We start from the raw sequence: 19,531 nt of genomic DNA, 5'->3' as shown, positions 1-19,531 counted from the left end.
ATATAAAATCTAGGTACATTTTATGTATCTTATCCTAACTCTTTTTTCTGTGTCTAAGTCTGGGTACAATAAAAAAGCATGTCCAGTTTGCTAATGGCGTTACGAGCTTCCTGTATATGTCTGATGCTGAAATGCAACGTGATGGTACTTTGATGATTGGCGGGGGAGGGAAGTCGGAAATCAATGGAAAACCTGTAGAAAATAGTACATACCTCTCTAAGTAAAGTCTTCTCTGCGATAAAAATCGTATCCTTTTCTTGCAAAAAATCTCTTAATTGTTGCTTTCCTCTGATTTTTCCCTTAAATTTGTTAGTGACTTACTAAATTTAATACAGGGAGGAACGAGTATGGGACAACAGACTTTTGAATTTTTGCTATTGGCAATGTCCGCACTTGCGGTGATTGTATTTGTAGCCCTCTATTATGTACGTGCCGGTTATGGTATGTTCCACACCCCGAAATGGGGACTTTCAGTGAACAATAAATTAGGTTGGGTACTGATGGAAGCGCCTGTATTCCTTGTAATGCTTTATCTGTGGTGGAACAGCAGCGTGCGTTTTGATGCCGCTCCTTTCCTCTTTTTTCTTCTTTTTGAATTACATTATTTCCAGCGCTCTTTTATCTTCCCTTTCCTGATGAAAGGAAAGAGCCGGATGCCCCTTGCCATTATGTTGATGGGAGTGGTCTTTAATGTCCTGAACGGACTGATGCAGGGCGAATGGTTGTTCTATCTGGCTCCGGAAGGACTCTATACAGATGCCTGGCTCGGCACTCCTTCTTTTTGGCTTGGGGTTATTTTGTTCTTTATAGGGATGGGCATTAATCTACATTCCGACAGTGTGATCCGCCATTTACGTAAACCGGGCGATACACGCCATTATTTGCCGCAGAAGGGAATGTACCGATATGTCACTTCGGGCAACTATTTTGGCGAGTTGGTGGAATGGATAGGGTTTGCCGTACTCACTTGTTCGCCCGCTGCATGGGTGTTTGTGCTGTGGACGTTTGCTAATCTGGCTCCACGTGCCAATTCCATCCGTAACCGTTATCGGGAAGAGTTTGGTAAGGATGCGGTAGGAAAAAAGAAAAGAATGATTCCTTTTATTTATTGAATTTGAATAGTATATCGTTTCTGTTTCAGGAAATGATGAAAGCGAAACATAACATATGAATGATGAACTCTAAATTATTTACTTCCGCTTCTATCGGACCGCTGACTTTGCGTAACCGTACGATTCGTTCGGCTGCTTTTGAGAGTATGTGTCCGGGCAATGCTCCGTCCCGGCAATTGAAGGATTATCACTGCTCGGTGGCGGCAGGTGGAGTGGGAATGACTACTATTGCTTATGCAGCAGTTACACAGAGTGGCCTTTCTTTCGACAGGCAATTGTGGATGCGCCCTGAAATTATACCGGGATTAAGGGAAATAACCGATGCGGTTCATAAAGAAGGGGCTGCCGTAAGCATTCAGTTGGGACATTGTGGAAATATGTCGCACAAAAGTATTTGTGGGGTAACACCCGTAGGAGCTTCTTCCGGTTTTAATCTTTATTCGCCTACTTTCGTGCGTGGCTTGCGCAAGGAGGAACTGCCGCAGATGGCAAAGGCATACGGTCAGTCGGTCAACTGGGCGCGTGAGGCCGGATTTGACGCGGTGGAGATACATGCGGGGCATGGCTATCTTATCAGTCAGTTTCTTTCACCTTACACCAATCATCGTAAAGACGAGTTCGGCGGCTCGTTGGAGAATCGTATGCGCTTTATGGATATGGTGATGGAGGAAGTGATGCGTGCCGCAGGTAATGACATGGCCGTTCTGGTAAAAACCAATATGCGTGACGGTTTTAAAGGAGGAATGGAAATAGATGAAGCTGTGCAGGTAGCGAAACGGTTGGTACAGGACGGGGCTCATGCGTTGGTGCTGAGTGGAGGTTTTGTAAGCAAAGCGCCTATGTATGTCATGCGGGGAGCGATGCCTATAAAAAGTATGACACATTATATGAACTGTTGGTGGCTGAAATATGGGGTGCGTATGGTAGGCAAATGGATGATTCCGACAGTACCTTTCAAAGAGGCTTATTTTTTGGAAGATGCATTGAGATTCAGAACAGAAATAAAGGAAATTCCGTTAGTATATGTGGGGGGGCTGGTATCTCGTGAAAAGATAGATGAGGTATTGGATGATGGTTTTGAATTTGTACAGATGGGAAGGGCGCTGCTGAATGAACCTGGTTTTGTGAATCGGTTGCGCACTGAAGAAAAGGCGCGTTGCAATTGCGGTCATAGTAATTATTGCATTGCGAGAATGTATACTATTGATATGGCATGCCACAAACATTTGGAAGAGAAATTGCCCCTTTGCTTGGAACGTGAAATAGAAAAATTAGAGAACCAATGAGTAAATTAGCCATAATAACCGGTGCCGATGGAGGAATGGGAACCGAAATAACCCGTGCGGTAGCACAGGCCGGTTATCATGTAATTATGTTGTGCTACACTCTTTTCAAAGGAGAGGAGCGTAAGAACCAGTTGATTTTGGAAACAGGCAATAAAGAGATAGAAGTCAGACAGGTTGACCTTTCTTCTATGGCTTCTGTGACTAATATCGCAGAAGATTTGTTGGGGCGTGGAAAACATATCGACTTACTGATGAACAATGCGGGAACCATGAGTTCCGGAGGTTTGATTACAACGGAGGATGGTTTGGAATATACGGTAGCCGTGAACTATGTGGCCCCTTTTTTACTGACCTTGAAATTATTACCTCTGATGGGGCAGGGAACCCGGATTGTGAACATGGTTTCTTGTACGTATTCCATAGGGAAGATTACTCCTGAATTTTTTGTTCGTGGAAAGAGAGGAAGTTTTTGGCGTATCCCTGTTTACAGCAATACAAAGTTGGCTTTGTGGCTTTTTACCCGTGAACTTTCTGAAAGGTTGAAAGCAGAGGGAATCACCGTCAATGCTGCCGATCCCGGTATTGTTTCTACCAATATCATCCGTATGGATATGTGGTTTGATCCGTTGACCGACATACTGTTCCGTCCTTGTATCCGTACTCCGAAGCAAGGAGCTGCGACAGCTGTCAGTTTGCTTTTGGATGAGCGATGGAAAGAAGTTACAGGACAGATGTTTGCTTCTTGCAAGCCTAAAAAAGTAAAGGATAAGTTTATGAATCATCCGCAGGCAAGACAGCTTTGGGCGGATACGAAAGCATATTTGGAGAAACTGAAATTGGAAGAGCCAATTGGCTGAGAATTCCTTTAAATACATAAAAGCCGTATCGTTACTCAAAAGTAGAGTGGATACGGCTTTTATGGTCGGTGAAGAGTGTCTGGTTTCGGATTGCAGTGTAGTTGAGGTTATTCTTTCTTGGCTGCTTGTTCTGCCAGCATCTGTTCACGGCTTTTACTTTGGGTTACAATATAAACTCCCGTGAATACCAGTGCCACAGCTATTCCTTTGGCAACACCGAAGGTTCCCATTCCTAACAAGATAGAGACACTGGTTCCTACAATAGGCTGCACATAGTTGTACATACTGATGACAGTAGGGCGCAATGTTTTCTGTCCGATCATCATCAGAATATAGGCAAGGAATGTTCCACCTACAATGACATAGGCTACACAGGCCCATGTGGAAGTGGAAATTTCGTGAAAATGTATGGTCGAGACCTCATGATAGGAAAATGGAATAAAGCAGATGGCTGCATAGGTGAACATCCATTTCATTAAAGTAAATATGTTGTATCTGCTGATCAGTCCTTTGAAAATAGCCAGATAGAATGAGAAACTGATTTGTGCCAACAGGCAAAGCAAATCTCCCGGAATACTTCCGCCTTTTCCATCTGTTGAGCCCTGGCTGCTTAGTATGAGTGTTAAAGCTCCGATGGAACCTAGAAAAATGCCAATCACTTTTTTCCCTGTAACCGGTTCTTTCAGATAAATGGCAGCGACAATCATAGTGGCGATAGGGGCTGTGGTTGTTACAATGGAAGCATCGATGGGGGAAGTCAGTGATAGTCCGAAAGTAAAACATCCCTGATTCAGGACGATACCCAACAACCCTGCAAAGAACAACATCATCAAGTCGTGCGGCTTTACTTGTTCTTTAGGAGCGAAAATAGAAGCTATCCAAAAACAGATAGCACCTCCTGTCATTCGAAATGTAGCGAGGGAAAGGCCTGAAATACCGTTTTCTAACGCCGTTTTACCAATTGGGGACATTAATCCCCACATTATGGCAGCGCCTAGCAATGCCAAATGTCCTTTGTACTTTTGAATAGCCATTCTTTTTACTTAAATAACAGTGCAAATGTAGGAGGTTTTTTTTATATTTTCTATCTTTGCTTACAAGTAAATCTATCAAAAATGAAAAAGCAAGCTGATTATATAAAACGTATCGAGATAAAGCGGCTTTGGGGCCGTAAAGATATCTCATGGGAACTGCGTCCGGATGTCAATATTCTGAGCGGAGTGAATGGTATCGGCAAGAGCACTATCCTGAACAGATCTGTGAATAGCCTGACGGCTTTGGAAGGTGGAGCGTTGAGTAACGGTTCGGCTCCCGGGGTACATTTTGTCTTCTCTCCGGAAGATGCTACCCAGATACACTTTGATGTAATCCGTAGTTTTGACCGTCCGTTGATTCATTCGGAACTTCTCGAAAAGATGGCGGATAAGAATGTTAAGACAGAATTGGATTGGCAACTTTATCAGTTGCAACGGCGTTATCTGGATTATCAGGTAAATATCGGTAACCGCATCATCGAGTGCCTTACCTCCGATGGTCCTGACGGTCAGCTTCGTGCCGCCGAGATGTCTTACCCCAAGACAAAATTCCAGAATCTGATGGATGACTTGTTTGGTGAGACCGGTAAGAAAATCATTCGTAAAAGCAATGAGATTTTGTTTGAACAGGATGGAGATATACTTTATCCTTATCAACTGTCTTCCGGCGAGAAGCAGATTTTGGTTATTTTGCTGACGGTTCTGGTACAAGACAATCGCCGCGGGGTCTTGTTTATGGATGAGCCTGAAGTATCCTTGCATGTGGAATGGCAGCAACGCCTTATTTCATTGATACGGCAATTGAATCCTAATGTACAGATTGTATTGACAACTCATTCGCCTGCTGTGATTATGGATGGCTGGCTGGATGCAGTGACCGAGGTGAGTGATATTACAAAATAAACAATTTCTAACGACGATACTATGGGAAAAAGATTGTCCGAGAATCTGTCCTCCTTATATATTGGTGCGGCCAACAAATTGAAGCCTAAATGTTCGCGACGCAAGATTATTGCATACGTTGAGAGTTATGATGATATTTCATTCTGGCGTACCTTGTTAGGTGAATACGAAAATGAAACTCGTTATTTCGAAGTGATGCTTCCTTCGAAAACCACTTTGGCTAAAGGTAAGAAGTCTGTGCTGATGAATGAACTGGGACCTCGGTTGGGACAAAATATGATAGCTTGTGTAGATAGTGATTATGATTATCTGTTGCAGGGGGCTACCCATACCTCACGTTATATAATAAATAACAAATATGTTTTTCATACCTATGCATATGCAATAGAAAACTATCAGTGTTATGCTGAAGCATTGCATGAGGTTTGTGTCATGGCAACGTTGAATGATCATCCATTGGTGGATTTTGTCGCTTTTATGCGTATGTATTCTCAAATAGCTTATCCGTTGTTCATCTGGTCGGTGTGGTTTTATAGAAAACATAATCTTTCCGAATTCTCTTTGCTTGATTTCTGTTCGTATGTAAAATTAGATAGGGTCAGTGTCTATCATCTTGAACGGAGTTTAGAGAGTATGAGCCGCAGGGTGAGGCGTAAATTATTGGAACTGGAACGCCGCCATCCGAAAGCCTTGGAGGAAATAGAGGCGATGAAGGGGGAATTTGCCAAATTGGGAGTGAATGAGGACAATACCTATATGTTTATTCAAGGACATCACATTATGGATAGTGTAGTGATGAGATTGTTAGTACCTGTCTGCAATGTGTTACGCCGTGAACGTGAAACGGAGATTAAAGAACTGGCAGAGCATAATATGCAGTTTCATAATGAACTGACCAGCTATCAGCGCCGGCAGTTGGGAGTAGACATTGTACTCCGCAAACATACCAGCTATAAGTTATCACCTCTTTATAAAAAATTGGAAGCAGATATAGAACGTTTCTTGAAACATATCTGAATCGGTTATTTCTTATGGGAGGCAAGTGCTTTGGCTATGAAATGATCTAGTGAGAATTTACCCGGTCCTGCTATATACAATAATATGAATACTACCAGATAAATAAAGGCTAATTCTTTAACGGCGAAAGGATCAGAACCATGAACAACAAAGAATGCGATACACATGGTGAAGATCATCGGAAGCATTGCCAAGCGATAAAGGAATCCGAAAATGAAAGCCATCGAACAAACCATTTCACCAAAAATAGCCAGTACCAGTGAAAGTTGGCTGCCTATTCCTAAAGGATCGGGAAAACTGCCGGACATGACATCGTAGTTGGCCCATTTCTGTACACCGTGCGACATGAGTAAAATACCAAACAGGATTCGTAAAGCTAATATCAGAAGTGACATAGCAGTGCCATCGGGCTTGGATGGAAATAAGAATTTATAAATGACTGACATAATACGTTTTTATTTTTTTTGTTTATACTATATTTATATAAACGTAACAAAAGGGTGAAATGTTCAAATCATTCACTGTTTGTTTCTTTGGAGATGGTTGATTCGCTCATATTAATTTTTTATTGTAGAAAAACTCTTGAAACGAATGTCAGGACTTCGTGCAAAAGGAATAAAAAAAGAACAATTATAATAAATATTAGTTCTATATGGTATAATGTTTGTCGTACCTTAGGTAACGATAAAAGCTAACATACGAATATATGAAAACAATTAAATGTATTGGAGTGCTGACATCCGGAGGGGATGCTTCTGGCATGAATGCCGCTATCCGTGCGGTAACCCGGAGTGCAATTTGTAACGGATTTAAAGTGAAGGGTATTTATAGAGGATATGAAGGGCTGATTAATGGAGAAGTGAAGGAACTGACCACCCAGGATGTGAGCAGTGTTATTCAACGTGGAGGAACGATGTTGAAGACAGCCCGTTCTGCTGAATTCCAAACAGTAGAAGGACGCAAGAAAGCATACGATACTATGCAGCGAGAAGGAATTGATGCTTTGGTGATTATAGGTGGAAATGGTTCTATTACAGGAGCCCGGATTTTTGCGGAAGAATATGATGTGCCTTGTATCGGGTTACCTGGTACAATAGATAATGATCTTTATGGTACTGACTTTACCATAGGTTACGATACGGCTTTAAATACGATTGTGGAATGTGTGGATAAAATCCGTGATACGGCAACCTCTCACGACCGTATATTCTTTGTGGAAGTGATGGGACGTGATGCCGGTTTTCTGGCTCAAAACAGTGCCATTGCTTCTGGTGCTGAGGCAGCGATTATTCCTGAAGATCGTACGGATGTGGATCAATTGGAGAAATTTATCGGGCGCGGTTTTCGTAAGACAAAGAATAGCAGTATTGTTATTGTTTCCGAGAGTCCGAAAGACGGAGGTGCCATGCATTATGCAGAGCGTGTCAAGAAAGAATATCCTCAATATGATGTGCGTGTTACCATTTTAGGGCATTTGCAACGTGGAGGTTCGCCTAGTGCTTATGACCGTATTCTTGCCAGCCGTCTGGGGGCGGGAGCTATTGATGCCATATTGGAAGGGCAGCGCAACGTGATGATTGGCATTCATAACGATGAGGTGGTATATGTACCTTTTTCTGAGGCAATTAAAAAAGACAAGCCCCTTGATAAATCGCTTATCAAGGTGCTTGATGAATTATCTATTTAATGAAAATAATCATGAAAGGAGAAGCGGAAGTAATTCTTCTGCTTTTTCTATGATATGTGCCGGATGTAAGGCTTCCAATTCTGTGCGCGGCCGGAATCCCCATGCCACACCTATAGCTGTTACTCCGGCATGATGCGCTGTTTGCATATCTACATTAGAATCACCTACATAAAGTATATCTTCCTGTTTGACTCCTGCTTTTGTCATGATTTCGTTTATGATGGATGGATCGGGTTTTGCGGGGATACCTTCGCGTTGTCCCAATACTTCCACAAAGTTTATTTCAGGAAAATAGTGTGCTATTAACTTTCGGGTAGCTGCCTGGTATTTATTGGAGGCGACCGCTATCATGATCCCTTGCTGTTGCAGTGTTTTTAATAATTCGGAGATACCGGGATAAGGGCGGCTTAAATCGGCATTGTGCTCATCATAATAGGGGATGAATTGTGAACGTATCTTTAATACATTCTCTTCCGTACGTTCCCTTTCAGGCAGAGCACGCTCAAATAATTTATTGATTCCGTTTCCTACAAAAAAGCGGTATGCTTCCATTTCATGTGTAGGATAGCCATAATATTGTAAGGCTTGGTTGGTGGCGGCAGCCAGGTCGGCAATGGTGTTCAGTAATGTGCCGTCCAGGTCGAATATTACAAGTTTCTTCATATTTGTACTTCTTTTATCGGTGCAAAGTTACTATTTTTGTATGCAAACTAATAATAATGCTTATGAACTTTCTAGAATTAGTGAAGGCGCGCTATTCTGCACGCAAATATGCCAATCGTCCTGTTGAGGCTGAAAAGTTGGATTATATCATGGAATGTGTACGTTTTGCACCATCTGCAGTTAATTTTCAACCATGGCGTTTCCGTATTGTTACAGATGAGGCCGTACTGAAAGCGTTGTATTCATGTTATAAACGGGAATGGCTTGCTACGGCTCCTTGTATCATAGTGGCTTGTGTGGATCATAATGAGTCTTGGCATCGCCGTGCCGATAATAAGGATCATGCTGATATTGATATTGCTATTGCAGTAGAACATCTTTGTCTGGCTGCTGCCGAACAAGGACTGGGTACTTGTTGGGTTTGTAATTTTGATGCTCCGCAATGCAGTGAGGTTTTGGGACTGCCGGAAAATTTGGAACCGGCCGTTTTGATTCCGGTCGGTTATGCGGAGGATGAACCTACAGAAAAGAAGCGGAAACCATTAAATGAAATCCTTCTTTAAAAAATCACAAAACCACCTTTCGGAGTGTCATCGGGCAGGTAGATTCAATTTCCTTTTACAGTGGATGAAGGTACTGTTAATTTCTTGACCTGATGACTGTTCCGGATTTTAAGCACATTTCTTTAGACTCTTCTTATTTTCTGATAATTTTGCATATTTTGTATTCCATTTATGATAGAAGTAAAGCCGAAATGGCTAAATTTGAGCACTTTTTAGGCTTTGAATAACCTATGAGTGTAGTAAGTACTATTAATAACACTGAAAATTATGGAGAACATAGGAGTTGGATTGATGTTGATGGTGGTCGGTATGGCGACCGTCTTTGTCATTCTCCTCATCGTTATCTATCTAAGCAAGTACCTTATTACTGTTGTCAACAAAGTGGCCCCCGAAGAGACCCCCAAAAAAGCACCTGCTGTAGCACCTACGGCAGATACTGGTGCTATGGATGCTATTAAGGCGGCAGTTGAGATTTTGACAGCAGGTAAAGGTCAGGTGATAAAGATTGAGAAGTTATAATCCAAAAAAAGAAAAACACATTTATCAAAAATGGAAAGAGAAGTAAAATTTAGTCTGGTCTTCCGCGATATGTGGCAGAGTGCGGGTAAGTACGTGCCTCGTGTAGACCAGTTGGTTAAGGTTGCCCCGGCTATTATTGAAATGGGCTGTTTCGCCCGTGTGGAAACAAATGGTGGTGGTTTTGAACAGGTAAATTTATTGTTTGGTGAAAATCCGAATAGAGCTGTGCGCGAGTGGACGAAACCCTTCCACGAAGCAGGCATCCAGACTCATATGCTGGACCGTGCGCTGAACGGTCTCCGCATGAGTCCCGTCCCGGCAGATGTCCGTAAATTATTCTATAAGGTTAAACATGCGCAAGGAACAGATATTACCCGTACTTTCTGCGGATTGAATGATGTCCGCAATATTATCCCTTCTATTGGCTATGCTCACGAAGCCGGAATGATTTCACAATGTTCGCTCTGTATCACTTTTTCTCCGATACATACTGTGGAATATTATGTGAATATGGCCAAGCAGCTTATAGAAGCCGGAGCTGATGAAATCTGTATTAAAGATATGGCCGGCATCGGACGTCCCGTTTCATTGGGAAAGATTGTTGCCGGAATCAAGAAGATTAAAAATATTCCTATACAGTATCACTCTCATGCGGGGCCCGGATTCAATATGGCTTCTATTTTGGAAGTATGCCAGGCTGGTTGCGACTATATTGATGTAGGTATGGAACCATTGTCATGGGGAACCGGCCATGCTGATTTGATTAGTGTGCAAGCCATGTTGAAAGATGCCGGATTTAAAGTGCCCGAAATTAATATGGAAGCGTATATGAAAGTGCGTTCCATGATTCAGGAGTTTATGGATGATTTCCTTGGTTTATATATCAGTCCCAAAAACCGTCTGATGAATTCTTTACTGATTGCTCCGGGATTGCCGGGCGGCATGATGGGAAGTTTGATGGCCGATCTTGAAACGAATCTGGAATCTATCAACAAGTACAAGGCAAAACGTAACCTGCCGTTTATGACTCAGGATGAATTGTTGATCAAGCTGTTCAATGAAGTTGCTTACGTATGGCCGCGTGTGGGTTATCCTCCTTTGGTAACTCCGTTCAGCCAGTATGTGAAGAACCTTGCCATGATGAATGTAATGGCTATGGAGAAAGGTAAGGAACGTTGGGGAATGATTGCCGATGATATTTGGGATATGATTTTGGGTAAAGCGGGACGTTTACCGGGTAAACTGGCCCCTGAAATTATTGAAAAGGCAGAACGTGAAGGCCGCAAGTTCTTTGATGGCAATCCGCAGGACAATTATCCCGACCAGTTGGAAAAATATCGCAAGATGATGCTTGAAAAACAATGGGATAAAGGACAGGATGACGAAGAACTGTTTGAGTATGCCATGCATCCGGCCCAGTATGAAGCTTATAAGAGCGGGAAGGCAAAAGAAGACTTCTTGGCAGATGTGAAGAAACGTCGTGAGGAGAAAGCGAATGCCACTACTCCTGTCGAAGCTGAAAACAAGACCAAGGTATTGACGGTGGATGTGAACGGGCAACCTTATCGCGTTACAGTAGCATATGGTGCTGTAGATCCTGCTACGCTGACAGCTGCTTCGGGTGCAGTTCCTGCACAAGCTGCTCCTGCTCCGGTAGGGGAAGGGAAAGATGTGCTTTCTCCGTTGGAAGGTAAATTCTTCCTGGTAAAGAATGCCCAGGAAACTCCGAAGAAGGTGGGTGAAAAGGTTAATAAAGGTGATGTGATTTGTTACGTCGAAGCAATGAAGACCTATAATGCGATCCGTGCGGAATATGACGGTACTATAACTGCTATTTGCGCTAGTTCGGGTGACACGGTTTCAGAGGATGACGTATTAATGAAAATAGTATAATGGAAGATATATTTGAAAGACTTTATGATATGACTGCTTTCAGCAATATTATTGCTGAACCGCAATTCTTGATAATGTATGCCATTGCGTTCATCTTACTTTACTTGGGGATCAAGAAAAAGTACGAACCGCTGCTGCTGATTCCGATAGCTTTCGGAGTGTTGCTGGCTAACTTTCCCGGTGGTGAGATGGGGGTTGTCCAGGCCGATGAGAACGGCATGGTAATGGTGAATGGAGCACTGAAGAACATCTGGGAAATGCCGTTGCACGAAATTGCGCACGACTTGGGCCTGATGAACTTTATCTACTACATGTTGATTAAGACCGGTTTTCTTCCGCCTATCATTTTTATGGGGGTAGGTGCTTTGACAGACTTTGGTCCGATGTTGCGTAATTTGCGGCTTTCTATTTTCGGAGCTGCTGCACAGTTGGGTATTTTCACAGTATTGTTGGTAGCTATCTTGATGGGGTTCACTCCGAAAGAGGCGGCTTCATTGGGTATTATTGGTGGAGCAGACGGTCCTACCGCTATCTTTACCACTATTAAACTGGCTCCCCATTTGCTAGGGCCGATTGCTATTGCCGCTTATTCGTATATGGCTCTGGTACCCGTTATCATTCCGTTGGTTGTGAAAATCTGGTGTACGAAGAAAGAATTGAGTATCAATATGAAGGAACAGGAAAAGAAATATCCTTCTTCGGTAGAAATCAAGAATCTTCGTGTGCTGAAGATTGTATTTCCGATTGTAGTGACTACGGTGGTCGCTCTGTTTGTGCCAAGTGCAGTGCCTTTGATTGGTATGTTGATGTTTGGTAACTTGATTAAGGAAATAGGTAGTGATACTTCACGTTTGTTTGATGCAGCTTCAAATAGTATCATGAATGCGGCAACTATCTTCTTGGGGTTGTCAGTCGGTGCGACAATGACTACGGAGGCATTTTTGAATTGGACTACTATCGGTATTGTGATAGGTGGTTTCTTGGCGTTTGCCTTGTCTATTTCCGGTGGTATCTTGTTTGTGAAGTTGGTGAATCTTTTCACTAAGAAGAAGATCAATCCACTGATTGGGGCTACAGGTTTGAGTGCTGTGCCCATGGCCAGCCGTGTGGCTAATGAAATTGCTTTGAAGTATGACCCCAAAAATCATGTGCTTCAATATTGTATGGCAAGTAACATTTCAGGAGTTATCGGTTCTGCCGTGGCTGCCGGTGTGCTGATTTCATTCCTACAATAAAAATCATCGTATTTAAATTGTTCGGGCACGAATTATACGGAAATTACAGGTGTTTTAGACAATACTGTAAGATCTGTATAGTTCGTGTCTTTTATTCTCTTTCTGTATCGTTCTCCTGGCTAAAACAAATAGAATAGGCCCTCTCCTCACGAAGAAAGCCTATCGTTAGATTAATGTTTAATATAAGAGAGAGTTTTATAGTCCTAACAGTTCATTGAACTTCTCTGCTGTCTTGGGATCTGACGGACGGGTCATATTGGCAGAGATGATTTTGCCATCCCGATCCAGCAGGATAAAACGGGGAATGCCGTTGATGAGGTAAGCATCCATAAAGGTCCTGTCTGTTCCCATGTGTAACTGGATCCCTTTTAGTTGATCCTTTGTTACCATGTTCTCCCATGCCTTTTTGTTCTTGTCGCATGACAGGCTGACAAAATGAATATCCTTTCCTGCATATTTCTCTTCCAATTCCTTTAACGCAGGAAGTTCTCCACGGCAAGGGCCACACCAGGTAGCCCACACGTCAATATAGATATATTTCCCTTTCAAATCTGCCAAAGATACTGTTTTTCCATTGATATCCGGATAGGAGAAGCTAGCTGCTGAGGGATTGCCTGATCTTAATTTTTCCCACTTGGTACAAAGTGCGTTGAATTTTTCTATGGACTTTGCATCCTTCACATGTTTGCGGAATAGGACAATCAGCCCGTCTGCTTCATCCAGCCCGTTATTGTCTACAAAGTTATAAACAAATTGGTCAATCAGAAATTCTGCAACCTTTTCATCCTGTATGGTTGCATCTACAACAAGTCGTCCATCGAGGCGAATTTTGGGAATTTTTCGGGAAATACGAGAAGGAGAAGAAGCTCACCAGTTCCGGCAGCAGCGATGGCGGCTGCAATTCCAGCGTGACTATCAGTACACAGAAGGAAGAGATATATGAATCAAAGGACTTCGCCTCATTGTAACTGGGGGAATTTATCGGAATGGAAAACCGTTCAATATCAAAGGGCATTTCAGGAAGAAGTTTAGGCTGTTTGAACTGGAAGAGGAACTGCTGCCGGTAAGGAAATATCTGACAATTATGCCGGAATATTGAGAGATATCGAGAGGGGCCTTGGAATGGAAGAGGCAGAGGAGAATATAAACTCTTTATTCTCCGGCTGGTAGAAAAATAGGCTGTATATGTTCACATTTTCAAAAATTGCAATAAAAAATGAAAGTAGAAAATACATTCTTCTTTCTTTGTACTTGGAATTAAGTAATTAGAAAGACTTTATGGAAAAGAATAAAACTTGCGAACGTAATTGGATAAACAAAGGCTCTTTTAAACAGTATTCAGTTTGCAGTGCAATAATTCAAAGCCATATTTTCGCACGAATAAATGGCATTGCAATTGCTTAAAATATCAGCTTCTTGATATTACCGAATAATAAGCAATAGGGAAAAGGCATATACATGTAAACCTTTTTAGGGGGTGATATTATGTTGTCTCTTCTAGATAGATAAAATAAATATTTAAAGAATTATGCCGTCAGATTGTAACTTTTGCAAAGATGAACTATTTTTGCAAATAGTTTATCTTAAAAATAAATGAAATGTCGACACATGGTAGTCTTTCGGAAGTGGAACTATTTAATCTTTTGTATAAAAGTTCGTTCAATAAGGTTTGCAACTTTGCATGCTTTTATGTGCGCAATAAGCAAGTTTCTGAAGACATCACTATGGACGCCTTCCTGCAATTGCTCGAAACTATGAAGGTGGAATCAGTTGATAACCCCATGGCTCTCCTTATCACCATCGTGAAACATAAATCGCTGGATTATCTCAAAACACAAGTACGACGAGAAAATACCAAGGATGATCTTATACAATGGAAACAGCACGAACTGGCTATCCGAATCTCAAACTTGGAAGGCTGTAACCCCAGCTATATTTTCTCACAGGAAATCAAATCTATCATGATGAAAACTCTTAACCAATTACCGAAACAAACCCAAAAGGTATTCATCATGAGTCGCTTTGAAAATAAATCGGGAAAGGAAATTGCCCAAATGCTAGGTATTTCGGTCAAAGGGGTAGATTATCACATGAACAAGGCCCTTAAAGAACTTCGTATTGCTCTCAAAGACTACCTTCCTATCTTAATCTGGCTCTGTTTGACGGATCTTATCAATAAAGGATAAATTTGTTAATATAGGTTATTTTTTTTAGATCGACACTATAGAATCCCTTCTTTCAGTCGCCATTATTATAAACAATAAAAAATTATGGACGACGAATTATTAATGGCTTATTTCAAAGGAGAGGTTTCGGATGAAGAAGCTCAGCGAATTACCGAATGGATAGAAGCGAAGATAGAACACCAGCGTTACTACCAACAGCTTTGTCGTCTGTTTGAAATGAGTTATTGGATTGAAGACATACCCGAACAGACAGAGGTTGCTTTCCCAAAAAAAACTAAAATCCTCCCGTGGAAACATTATGTTATATCTTTCATGAAAGTAGCAGCTATCTTTGTGCTGGGCTTTGCCTTGCACTTTTTTTTGAACTGGCAGAAAACAACTCACCACGAACTACAACATCAAATTCATGTACCAACCGGCCAGCATGTAGAAATAATGCTGGCCGATGGATCCAAGGTATGGCTGAACTCCGGCAGCACTCTGACCTTCCCCTCGAAATTTAACGGAAAAAAACGCTTGGTAGAACTTGACGGCGAAGGATTCTTTGAAGTAAAATCAGACAAGGAACATCCCTTTATCGTTTCTACTTCTAAATATCAAGTAAAAGCAGTAGGTACTTCCTTTAACATATATGACTATCAGGATTCTCCTCAATTTGAAGCGGCTCTATTGAACGGTAAAGTGGAAGTCACTACCAATGCAAAAAAATCATCGGTTGTAATTCTTACCCCCAACCAGCGTGCAGCGCTATGCCAAGGGGTATTGGAGGTTAAACCGATTAAAAATGCTAATAATTATCTGTGGCGCAAAGGAATACTCTATTTCAACGAACCTCTATTGGAAGTGTTTGACAAACTGCAAGAATACTATGATATTGAATTCCAAATCAGAAATACTTCTTTAACTAGAGAATCACCCTACTGTACCGGTAAGTTCCGTGCCAAAGATGGACTGGAACACATCATACGAGTACTGAAAGAAACCAATCACTTTGACTATCAAATTGATTACGAAAGTAAAAAAATTATCATCTTATAAATTGTGTAACTTATAAATTATAAAATGCCTATGTAAAACAACTTATTGTAGCGTAATGTAGGGCAGTTCTGGAAATAATACCGCCCGTGGCTTGAAGTCATCTGATCTTAAATAAAATACTAATGATTAAATTAAAGTAAATTATGGATTTTAATTCCTACAAAAAAGTTATTTCAAACTGTAACCATATCGTTAAGGTTGGTATGGTTTCGGCTTATGCTCTTTTTTTAGGCGCAAACACTGCCCTAGCGAGTGTAACCGAGTACATGGATCAAAAAGTATCCCTTAAGACACAGAATTGTACCATTGAATCTGTGATTCAACAAATTGAAAAACAAACAGATTATTTGTTTGTATATGACAAAAACGATGTGGACGTAAAACGCACCGTATATGTAAATGGGAGCAATACCGATGTAATAGAACTGTTGAAAGGTATCTTTGCCAACACTGATATTGACTGCAAGGTATTAGGTAACAATATAACTCTCTCTAAAATTTCTAACGTAGCGACTAGAATTGCTCAACAAACAAGACAAGAAAAGAAAACAGCTAAAGGTAATGTTATCGATTCGACCGGTGAACCAGTAATCGGTGCTTCAGTAGTAGAGCAAGGTACTACCAACGGTACAGTGACCGACATCAACGGTAACTTTACACTGAATTTGAGCACTCCAAATGCCAAAATAGAAATTTCTTTCATCGGCTACAAAACTCAGGTACTGGCTGCCCAATCTGGCAAGCTGATGGCTGTGAAGCTGGTGGACGATACTGAATTACTGGACGAAGTTGTTGTAGTAGGTTACGGTTCGCAGAAGAAAGTGAACATGACCGGTGCTGTTGCTACTATTGATTCTAAAACATTGGCTTCTAGGCCGATTTCCAATATATCTCAGGGCTTGCAAGGTTTAGCACCGGGTGTAACTGTAACTAATGCTGGTGGTCAGCCAGGTCAGGATACCGGTAAAATTTTAATCCGTGGTTTGGGTTCATTCAATGCTTCTTCTCCAATGGTTTTGATTGATGGTGTAGAAGGTGATATGAACGTGGTTGACCCGAATGATATCGAAAGCATCTCTGTATTGAAGGATGCTTCTTCAGCTGCCATTTACGGTTCTAAAGCTGCTAATGGTGTAATCTTGATTACTACTAAGCGCGGACAGAGCGGTAAGCCCAATTTGACTTACAGTGCTTTGTTCGGATGGTCAAAACCTGCCGATTTGATGGACCGTACCACCTCTGCTGAATTAGCAGAATTGACTAATGAAGCTGAATACTGGGATGCTATCTCTCAAGGCGCTTCTCCTGAACAAGCTGAAAAGAGAAAACCCTACACTCAGGAAGACATCCGCAAATATGCTGAGGGTTCTGATCCATACGGTCACCCCAATACTGACTGGTACGACTTGTTTTATACCGGCTCTGGTTTCATGAACCGCCATAACATAGGTATGAGCGGTGGTTCTGAATGGGCGAAGTATAGAGCGTCTTTGGGTTATGTAAAACAAGAAGGTATCGTTGAAAACGCTTCTAACAGACAGTTCAATGTTCGTACCAACTTAGATCTGAAGTTAACTGAACGCTTGAAATCAAGAATCAATCTGGACTTTGCCAATACATTGATGAAAGAACCGACTGACCCGATTTCTTGGTCAAATGGTGATGCTTATCAAGTATTCAGACAAGTAAATCGCATCTCTCCGATGGTTCCTTATAAAAATGAAGATGGTACTTATGGTGCCATTGCTGATGGTAACCCCATTGCATTCCAAGACTTGGGCTCTACTGGTGATACAGACAAAGACTACTTGAATGCTTTCGCTGAATTTTCATACGATATATGGGATGGTTTGAAAATTACCGCCAACGGTTCTTACAACATAGTGAATAGGAGTTACAAGCTATATAGAAAAGATTTGCAATATAATGCAAACAAATACGATGGTCCAATCCGCCTGACTAAGAGCCACACTAAGGAAATCCGCAGACAAGGTGATATCTTGTTGAACTACGACAAGACCTTTGCCCAAAAGCACACCGTAAACGCTTTGGCTGGTTTCCACACAGAACTCTATTCTTATGAATATGATGATGCTTACAGACAAGATTTTCCATCATCAGACGTAACTGATATGAATGGTGGTTCAGTAGTAGGTATGAGAAATTCTGGTTATACTCGTGAACTAGCAATGAATTCTGTATTCAGTCGCTTAAAATACAACTATAGGGACAAATATTTGTTCGAAGCTAACGTGAGAGGTGACGGTTCTTCCCGTTTTGCAGAAGGCAACCGTTGGGGGTGGTTCCCTTCATTCTCAGGTGCTTGGCGCATAACTAACGAAGACTTTGTATTAGGTACTGCTTTCAATGAAGTAGTAACCGACATGAAAGTAAGAGGTTCTTGGGGAATGCTCGGTAACCAACAAATAGGTAACGACTACTATCCGTACATCAATACATATGCCACCAATGCGAAATATCCATTCGATAACAAGGTAAGCGGTGGCGCTGTACAAACTGAAAATAAAATCCAGGATATTTCTTGGGAAAAGACTACTACTTGGGGTGCAGCTGTAGACATGACTTTATTCAACGAACTGCAGGTTACTTTGGAATACTACAACAGAAAGACAACTGGTATCTTGATGCAGGTAAATGTACCGAATACTTATGGGTATCCTGGTTACTGGGACAATGTGGGCGCTATGAGAAACCAAGGACTTGAGGTTTCTTTGGCTTGGCATAAAACATTGGGTGAAGTTCAACTGAACTTTGCTGGTAACTTTACTTACAACAAAAATGAAATTTTGTCACTGGGTAATGTAGACGTTCAGAAAGACAGCCGTACTATTCGCATGGTAGGTAAGGAATTTAATGCTTTCTATGGTTACAAATCAGACGGTATCTTTCAAAGCAAGGAAGAAATAGCAAATGCTCCGAAATACACAATGATCAGCAACGACCGTTTAATTCCTGGTGATATCAAATTGGTTGACATAAATGAAGATGGTGAAATTAACCCTGACGATAAGGTAATCCTGAGTTCAGAAAACCCGAAATATACTTTCGCATTCAATCTGGGTGCTAGGTGGAAAATGTTTGATCTCAACTTGTTCTTTCAAGGTGCCGCTGGCGTATCACGCTACTTCACTGATGAATTCTATGGTGAATTTAACGGTGACTCTGGTCACCCTTCAAATCACTGGTTAGGCCGCTGGACCCCAGAAAAGCCAACCAACAAATGGCCTAGAGCTTCTAAATTCAGAACATATAACTTACCGGAAACTACTTGCTCAGACTTCTGGTTGGTAAATACCAATTACTTGCGTCTGAAAGATATTCAAGTTGGTTTCAATGTTCCTAAAGAATGGCTGCAAGCTGTACGTCTAGGATCTGCTAGAATTTACTATAGCGGTACTAACCTGCTGACATTCAGTAAAACTCCTCAGGGTATCGACCCTGAAGCTCCGGCTGGATGGGGTGCATATTATCCGCACGTGAAGACTCACTCTATTGGTATTAATATTACATTATAATT

At 41.6% G+C, this 19,531-nt stretch carries 16 protein-coding genes and 1 pseudogene; 13 read left to right on the top strand and 4 right to left on the bottom strand.

Annotated features, from left to right (window positions below; all coding sequences use genetic code 11):
- Positions 1-347: 347 nt before the first annotated feature.
- From AB5062_RS14005 to AB5062_RS13995, 3 genes are read left to right on the top strand one after another with little or no spacing between them, the layout of a single operon-like run.
- The gene (locus AB5062_RS14005; RefSeq protein WP_032945812.1) at positions 348-1,112 is read left to right on the top strand and encodes a DUF1295 domain-containing protein; all 765 of its coding nucleotides are present in this window, start codon (positions 348-350) and stop codon (positions 1,110-1,112) included.
- Between the two features lie 59 nt (positions 1,113-1,171).
- Positions 1,172-2,398: an NADH:flavin oxidoreductase gene (locus AB5062_RS14000; protein WP_171030621.1), complete on the top strand. Its 1,227-nt coding sequence runs from the start codon at positions 1,172-1,174 to the stop codon at positions 2,396-2,398.
- The gene (locus tag AB5062_RS13995; protein WP_005845883.1) at positions 2,395-3,255 is read left to right on the top strand and encodes an SDR family NAD(P)-dependent oxidoreductase; all 861 of its coding nucleotides are present in this window, start codon (positions 2,395-2,397) and stop codon (positions 3,253-3,255) included. The genes AB5062_RS14000 and AB5062_RS13995 overlap by 4 nt, the downstream gene beginning before the upstream one ends.
- A gap of 107 nt (positions 3,256-3,362) precedes the next feature.
- Here AB5062_RS13995 and AB5062_RS13990 read toward each other — a convergent pair whose 3' ends face one another.
- Positions 3,363-4,289, bottom strand: coding sequence for a DMT family transporter (locus tag AB5062_RS13990; RefSeq protein WP_005848963.1), 927 nt, complete (start codon positions 4,287-4,289; stop codon positions 3,363-3,365).
- A gap of 81 nt (positions 4,290-4,370) precedes the next feature.
- On the opposite strand from AB5062_RS13990, the gene AB5062_RS13985 reads away from it, so the two are divergent.
- Positions 4,371-5,192: an AAA family ATPase gene (locus tag AB5062_RS13985; protein ID WP_032945811.1), complete on the top strand. Its 822-nt coding sequence runs from the start codon at positions 4,371-4,373 to the stop codon at positions 5,190-5,192.
- A gap of 21 nt (positions 5,193-5,213) precedes the next feature.
- Positions 5,214-6,209 carry a DUF4435 domain-containing protein gene (locus AB5062_RS13980; protein ID WP_005848961.1) on the top strand — a complete coding sequence of 332 codons (996 nt, stop codon included), beginning with the start codon at positions 5,214-5,216 and terminating at the stop codon, positions 6,207-6,209.
- A gap of 5 nt (positions 6,210-6,214) precedes the next feature.
- Here AB5062_RS13980 and AB5062_RS13975 read toward each other — a convergent pair whose 3' ends face one another.
- Positions 6,215-6,655: a DoxX family protein gene (locus AB5062_RS13975; protein WP_007836156.1), complete on the bottom strand. Its 441-nt coding sequence runs from the start codon at positions 6,653-6,655 to the stop codon at positions 6,215-6,217.
- Between the two features lie 260 nt (positions 6,656-6,915).
- On the opposite strand from AB5062_RS13975, the gene pfkA reads away from it, so the two are divergent.
- The gene (gene pfkA / locus AB5062_RS13970; protein WP_005845888.1) at positions 6,916-7,896 is read left to right on the top strand and encodes a 6-phosphofructokinase; all 981 of its coding nucleotides are present in this window, start codon (positions 6,916-6,918) and stop codon (positions 7,894-7,896) included.
- Positions 7,897-7,905: 9 nt separating this feature from the next.
- On the opposite strand, the gene AB5062_RS13965 is transcribed toward pfkA, so the two are convergent.
- Complete coding sequence (locus tag AB5062_RS13965; RefSeq protein ID WP_032952315.1) at positions 7,906-8,559, bottom strand: HAD family hydrolase; 654 nt, start codon at positions 8,557-8,559, stop codon at positions 7,906-7,908.
- A gap of 62 nt (positions 8,560-8,621) precedes the next feature.
- Between AB5062_RS13965 and AB5062_RS13960 the strand changes: the two genes are divergently transcribed.
- The 4 genes from AB5062_RS13960 (at position 8,622) to AB5062_RS13945 (ending at position 12,769) form a co-directional block, all read left to right on the top strand.
- On the top strand, positions 8,622-9,122 hold the full coding sequence (locus AB5062_RS13960) for a nitroreductase family protein (protein WP_005845890.1): 501 nt from the start codon (positions 8,622-8,624) through the stop codon (positions 9,120-9,122).
- 267 nt (positions 9,123-9,389) lie between these two features.
- Positions 9,390-9,641: an OadG family protein gene (locus tag AB5062_RS13955; RefSeq protein WP_005845891.1), complete on the top strand. Its 252-nt coding sequence runs from the start codon at positions 9,390-9,392 to the stop codon at positions 9,639-9,641.
- Between the two features lie 30 nt (positions 9,642-9,671).
- A complete protein-coding gene (locus AB5062_RS13950; RefSeq protein ID WP_117829909.1) occupies positions 9,672-11,534 on the top strand; it encodes a biotin/lipoyl-containing protein in 1,863 nt (620 codons plus the stop codon).
- Complete coding sequence (locus AB5062_RS13945; RefSeq protein WP_005845893.1) at positions 11,534-12,769, top strand: sodium ion-translocating decarboxylase subunit beta; 1,236 nt, start codon at positions 11,534-11,536, stop codon at positions 12,767-12,769. Before AB5062_RS13950 ends, AB5062_RS13945 begins: the two co-directional genes overlap by 1 nt.
- 195 nt (positions 12,770-12,964) lie before the next feature.
- Here AB5062_RS13945 and AB5062_RS13940 read toward each other — a convergent pair.
- A pseudogene (locus tag AB5062_RS13940) lies at positions 12,965-13,573 on the bottom strand (TlpA family protein disulfide reductase); the annotation flags it as partial.
- Positions 13,574-14,367: 794 nt separating this feature from the next.
- Here AB5062_RS13940 and AB5062_RS13935 point away from each other — a divergent pair.
- The 3 genes from AB5062_RS13935 to AB5062_RS13925 all read left to right on the top strand — a co-directional run bounded on the left by AB5062_RS13935 (position 14,368) and on the right by AB5062_RS13925 (position 19,529).
- On the top strand, positions 14,368-14,955 hold the full coding sequence (locus AB5062_RS13935) for an RNA polymerase sigma-70 factor (RefSeq protein ID WP_032952309.1): 588 nt from the start codon (positions 14,368-14,370) through the stop codon (positions 14,953-14,955).
- An 84-nt stretch (positions 14,956-15,039) separates the two neighbouring features.
- Complete coding sequence (locus tag AB5062_RS13930) at positions 15,040-15,993, top strand: FecR domain-containing protein (RefSeq protein ID WP_032952308.1); 954 nt, start codon at positions 15,040-15,042, stop codon at positions 15,991-15,993.
- 143 nt (positions 15,994-16,136) lie between these two features.
- Positions 16,137-19,529, top strand: a complete 3,393-nt coding sequence (locus AB5062_RS13925; protein ID WP_032952307.1) for a TonB-dependent receptor — start codon at positions 16,137-16,139, stop codon at positions 19,527-19,529.
- Positions 19,530-19,531: the final 2 nt, after the last annotated feature.

The organism is Phocaeicola sp. RTP21359st1_B8_RTP21360_211022, assembly GCF_040911965.1.
In the GTDB taxonomy this organism is placed as follows: domain Bacteria; phylum Bacteroidota; class Bacteroidia; order Bacteroidales; family Bacteroidaceae; genus Phocaeicola; species Phocaeicola vulgatus.
This window is presented reverse-complemented; position numbering and strand designations above follow the sequence as displayed.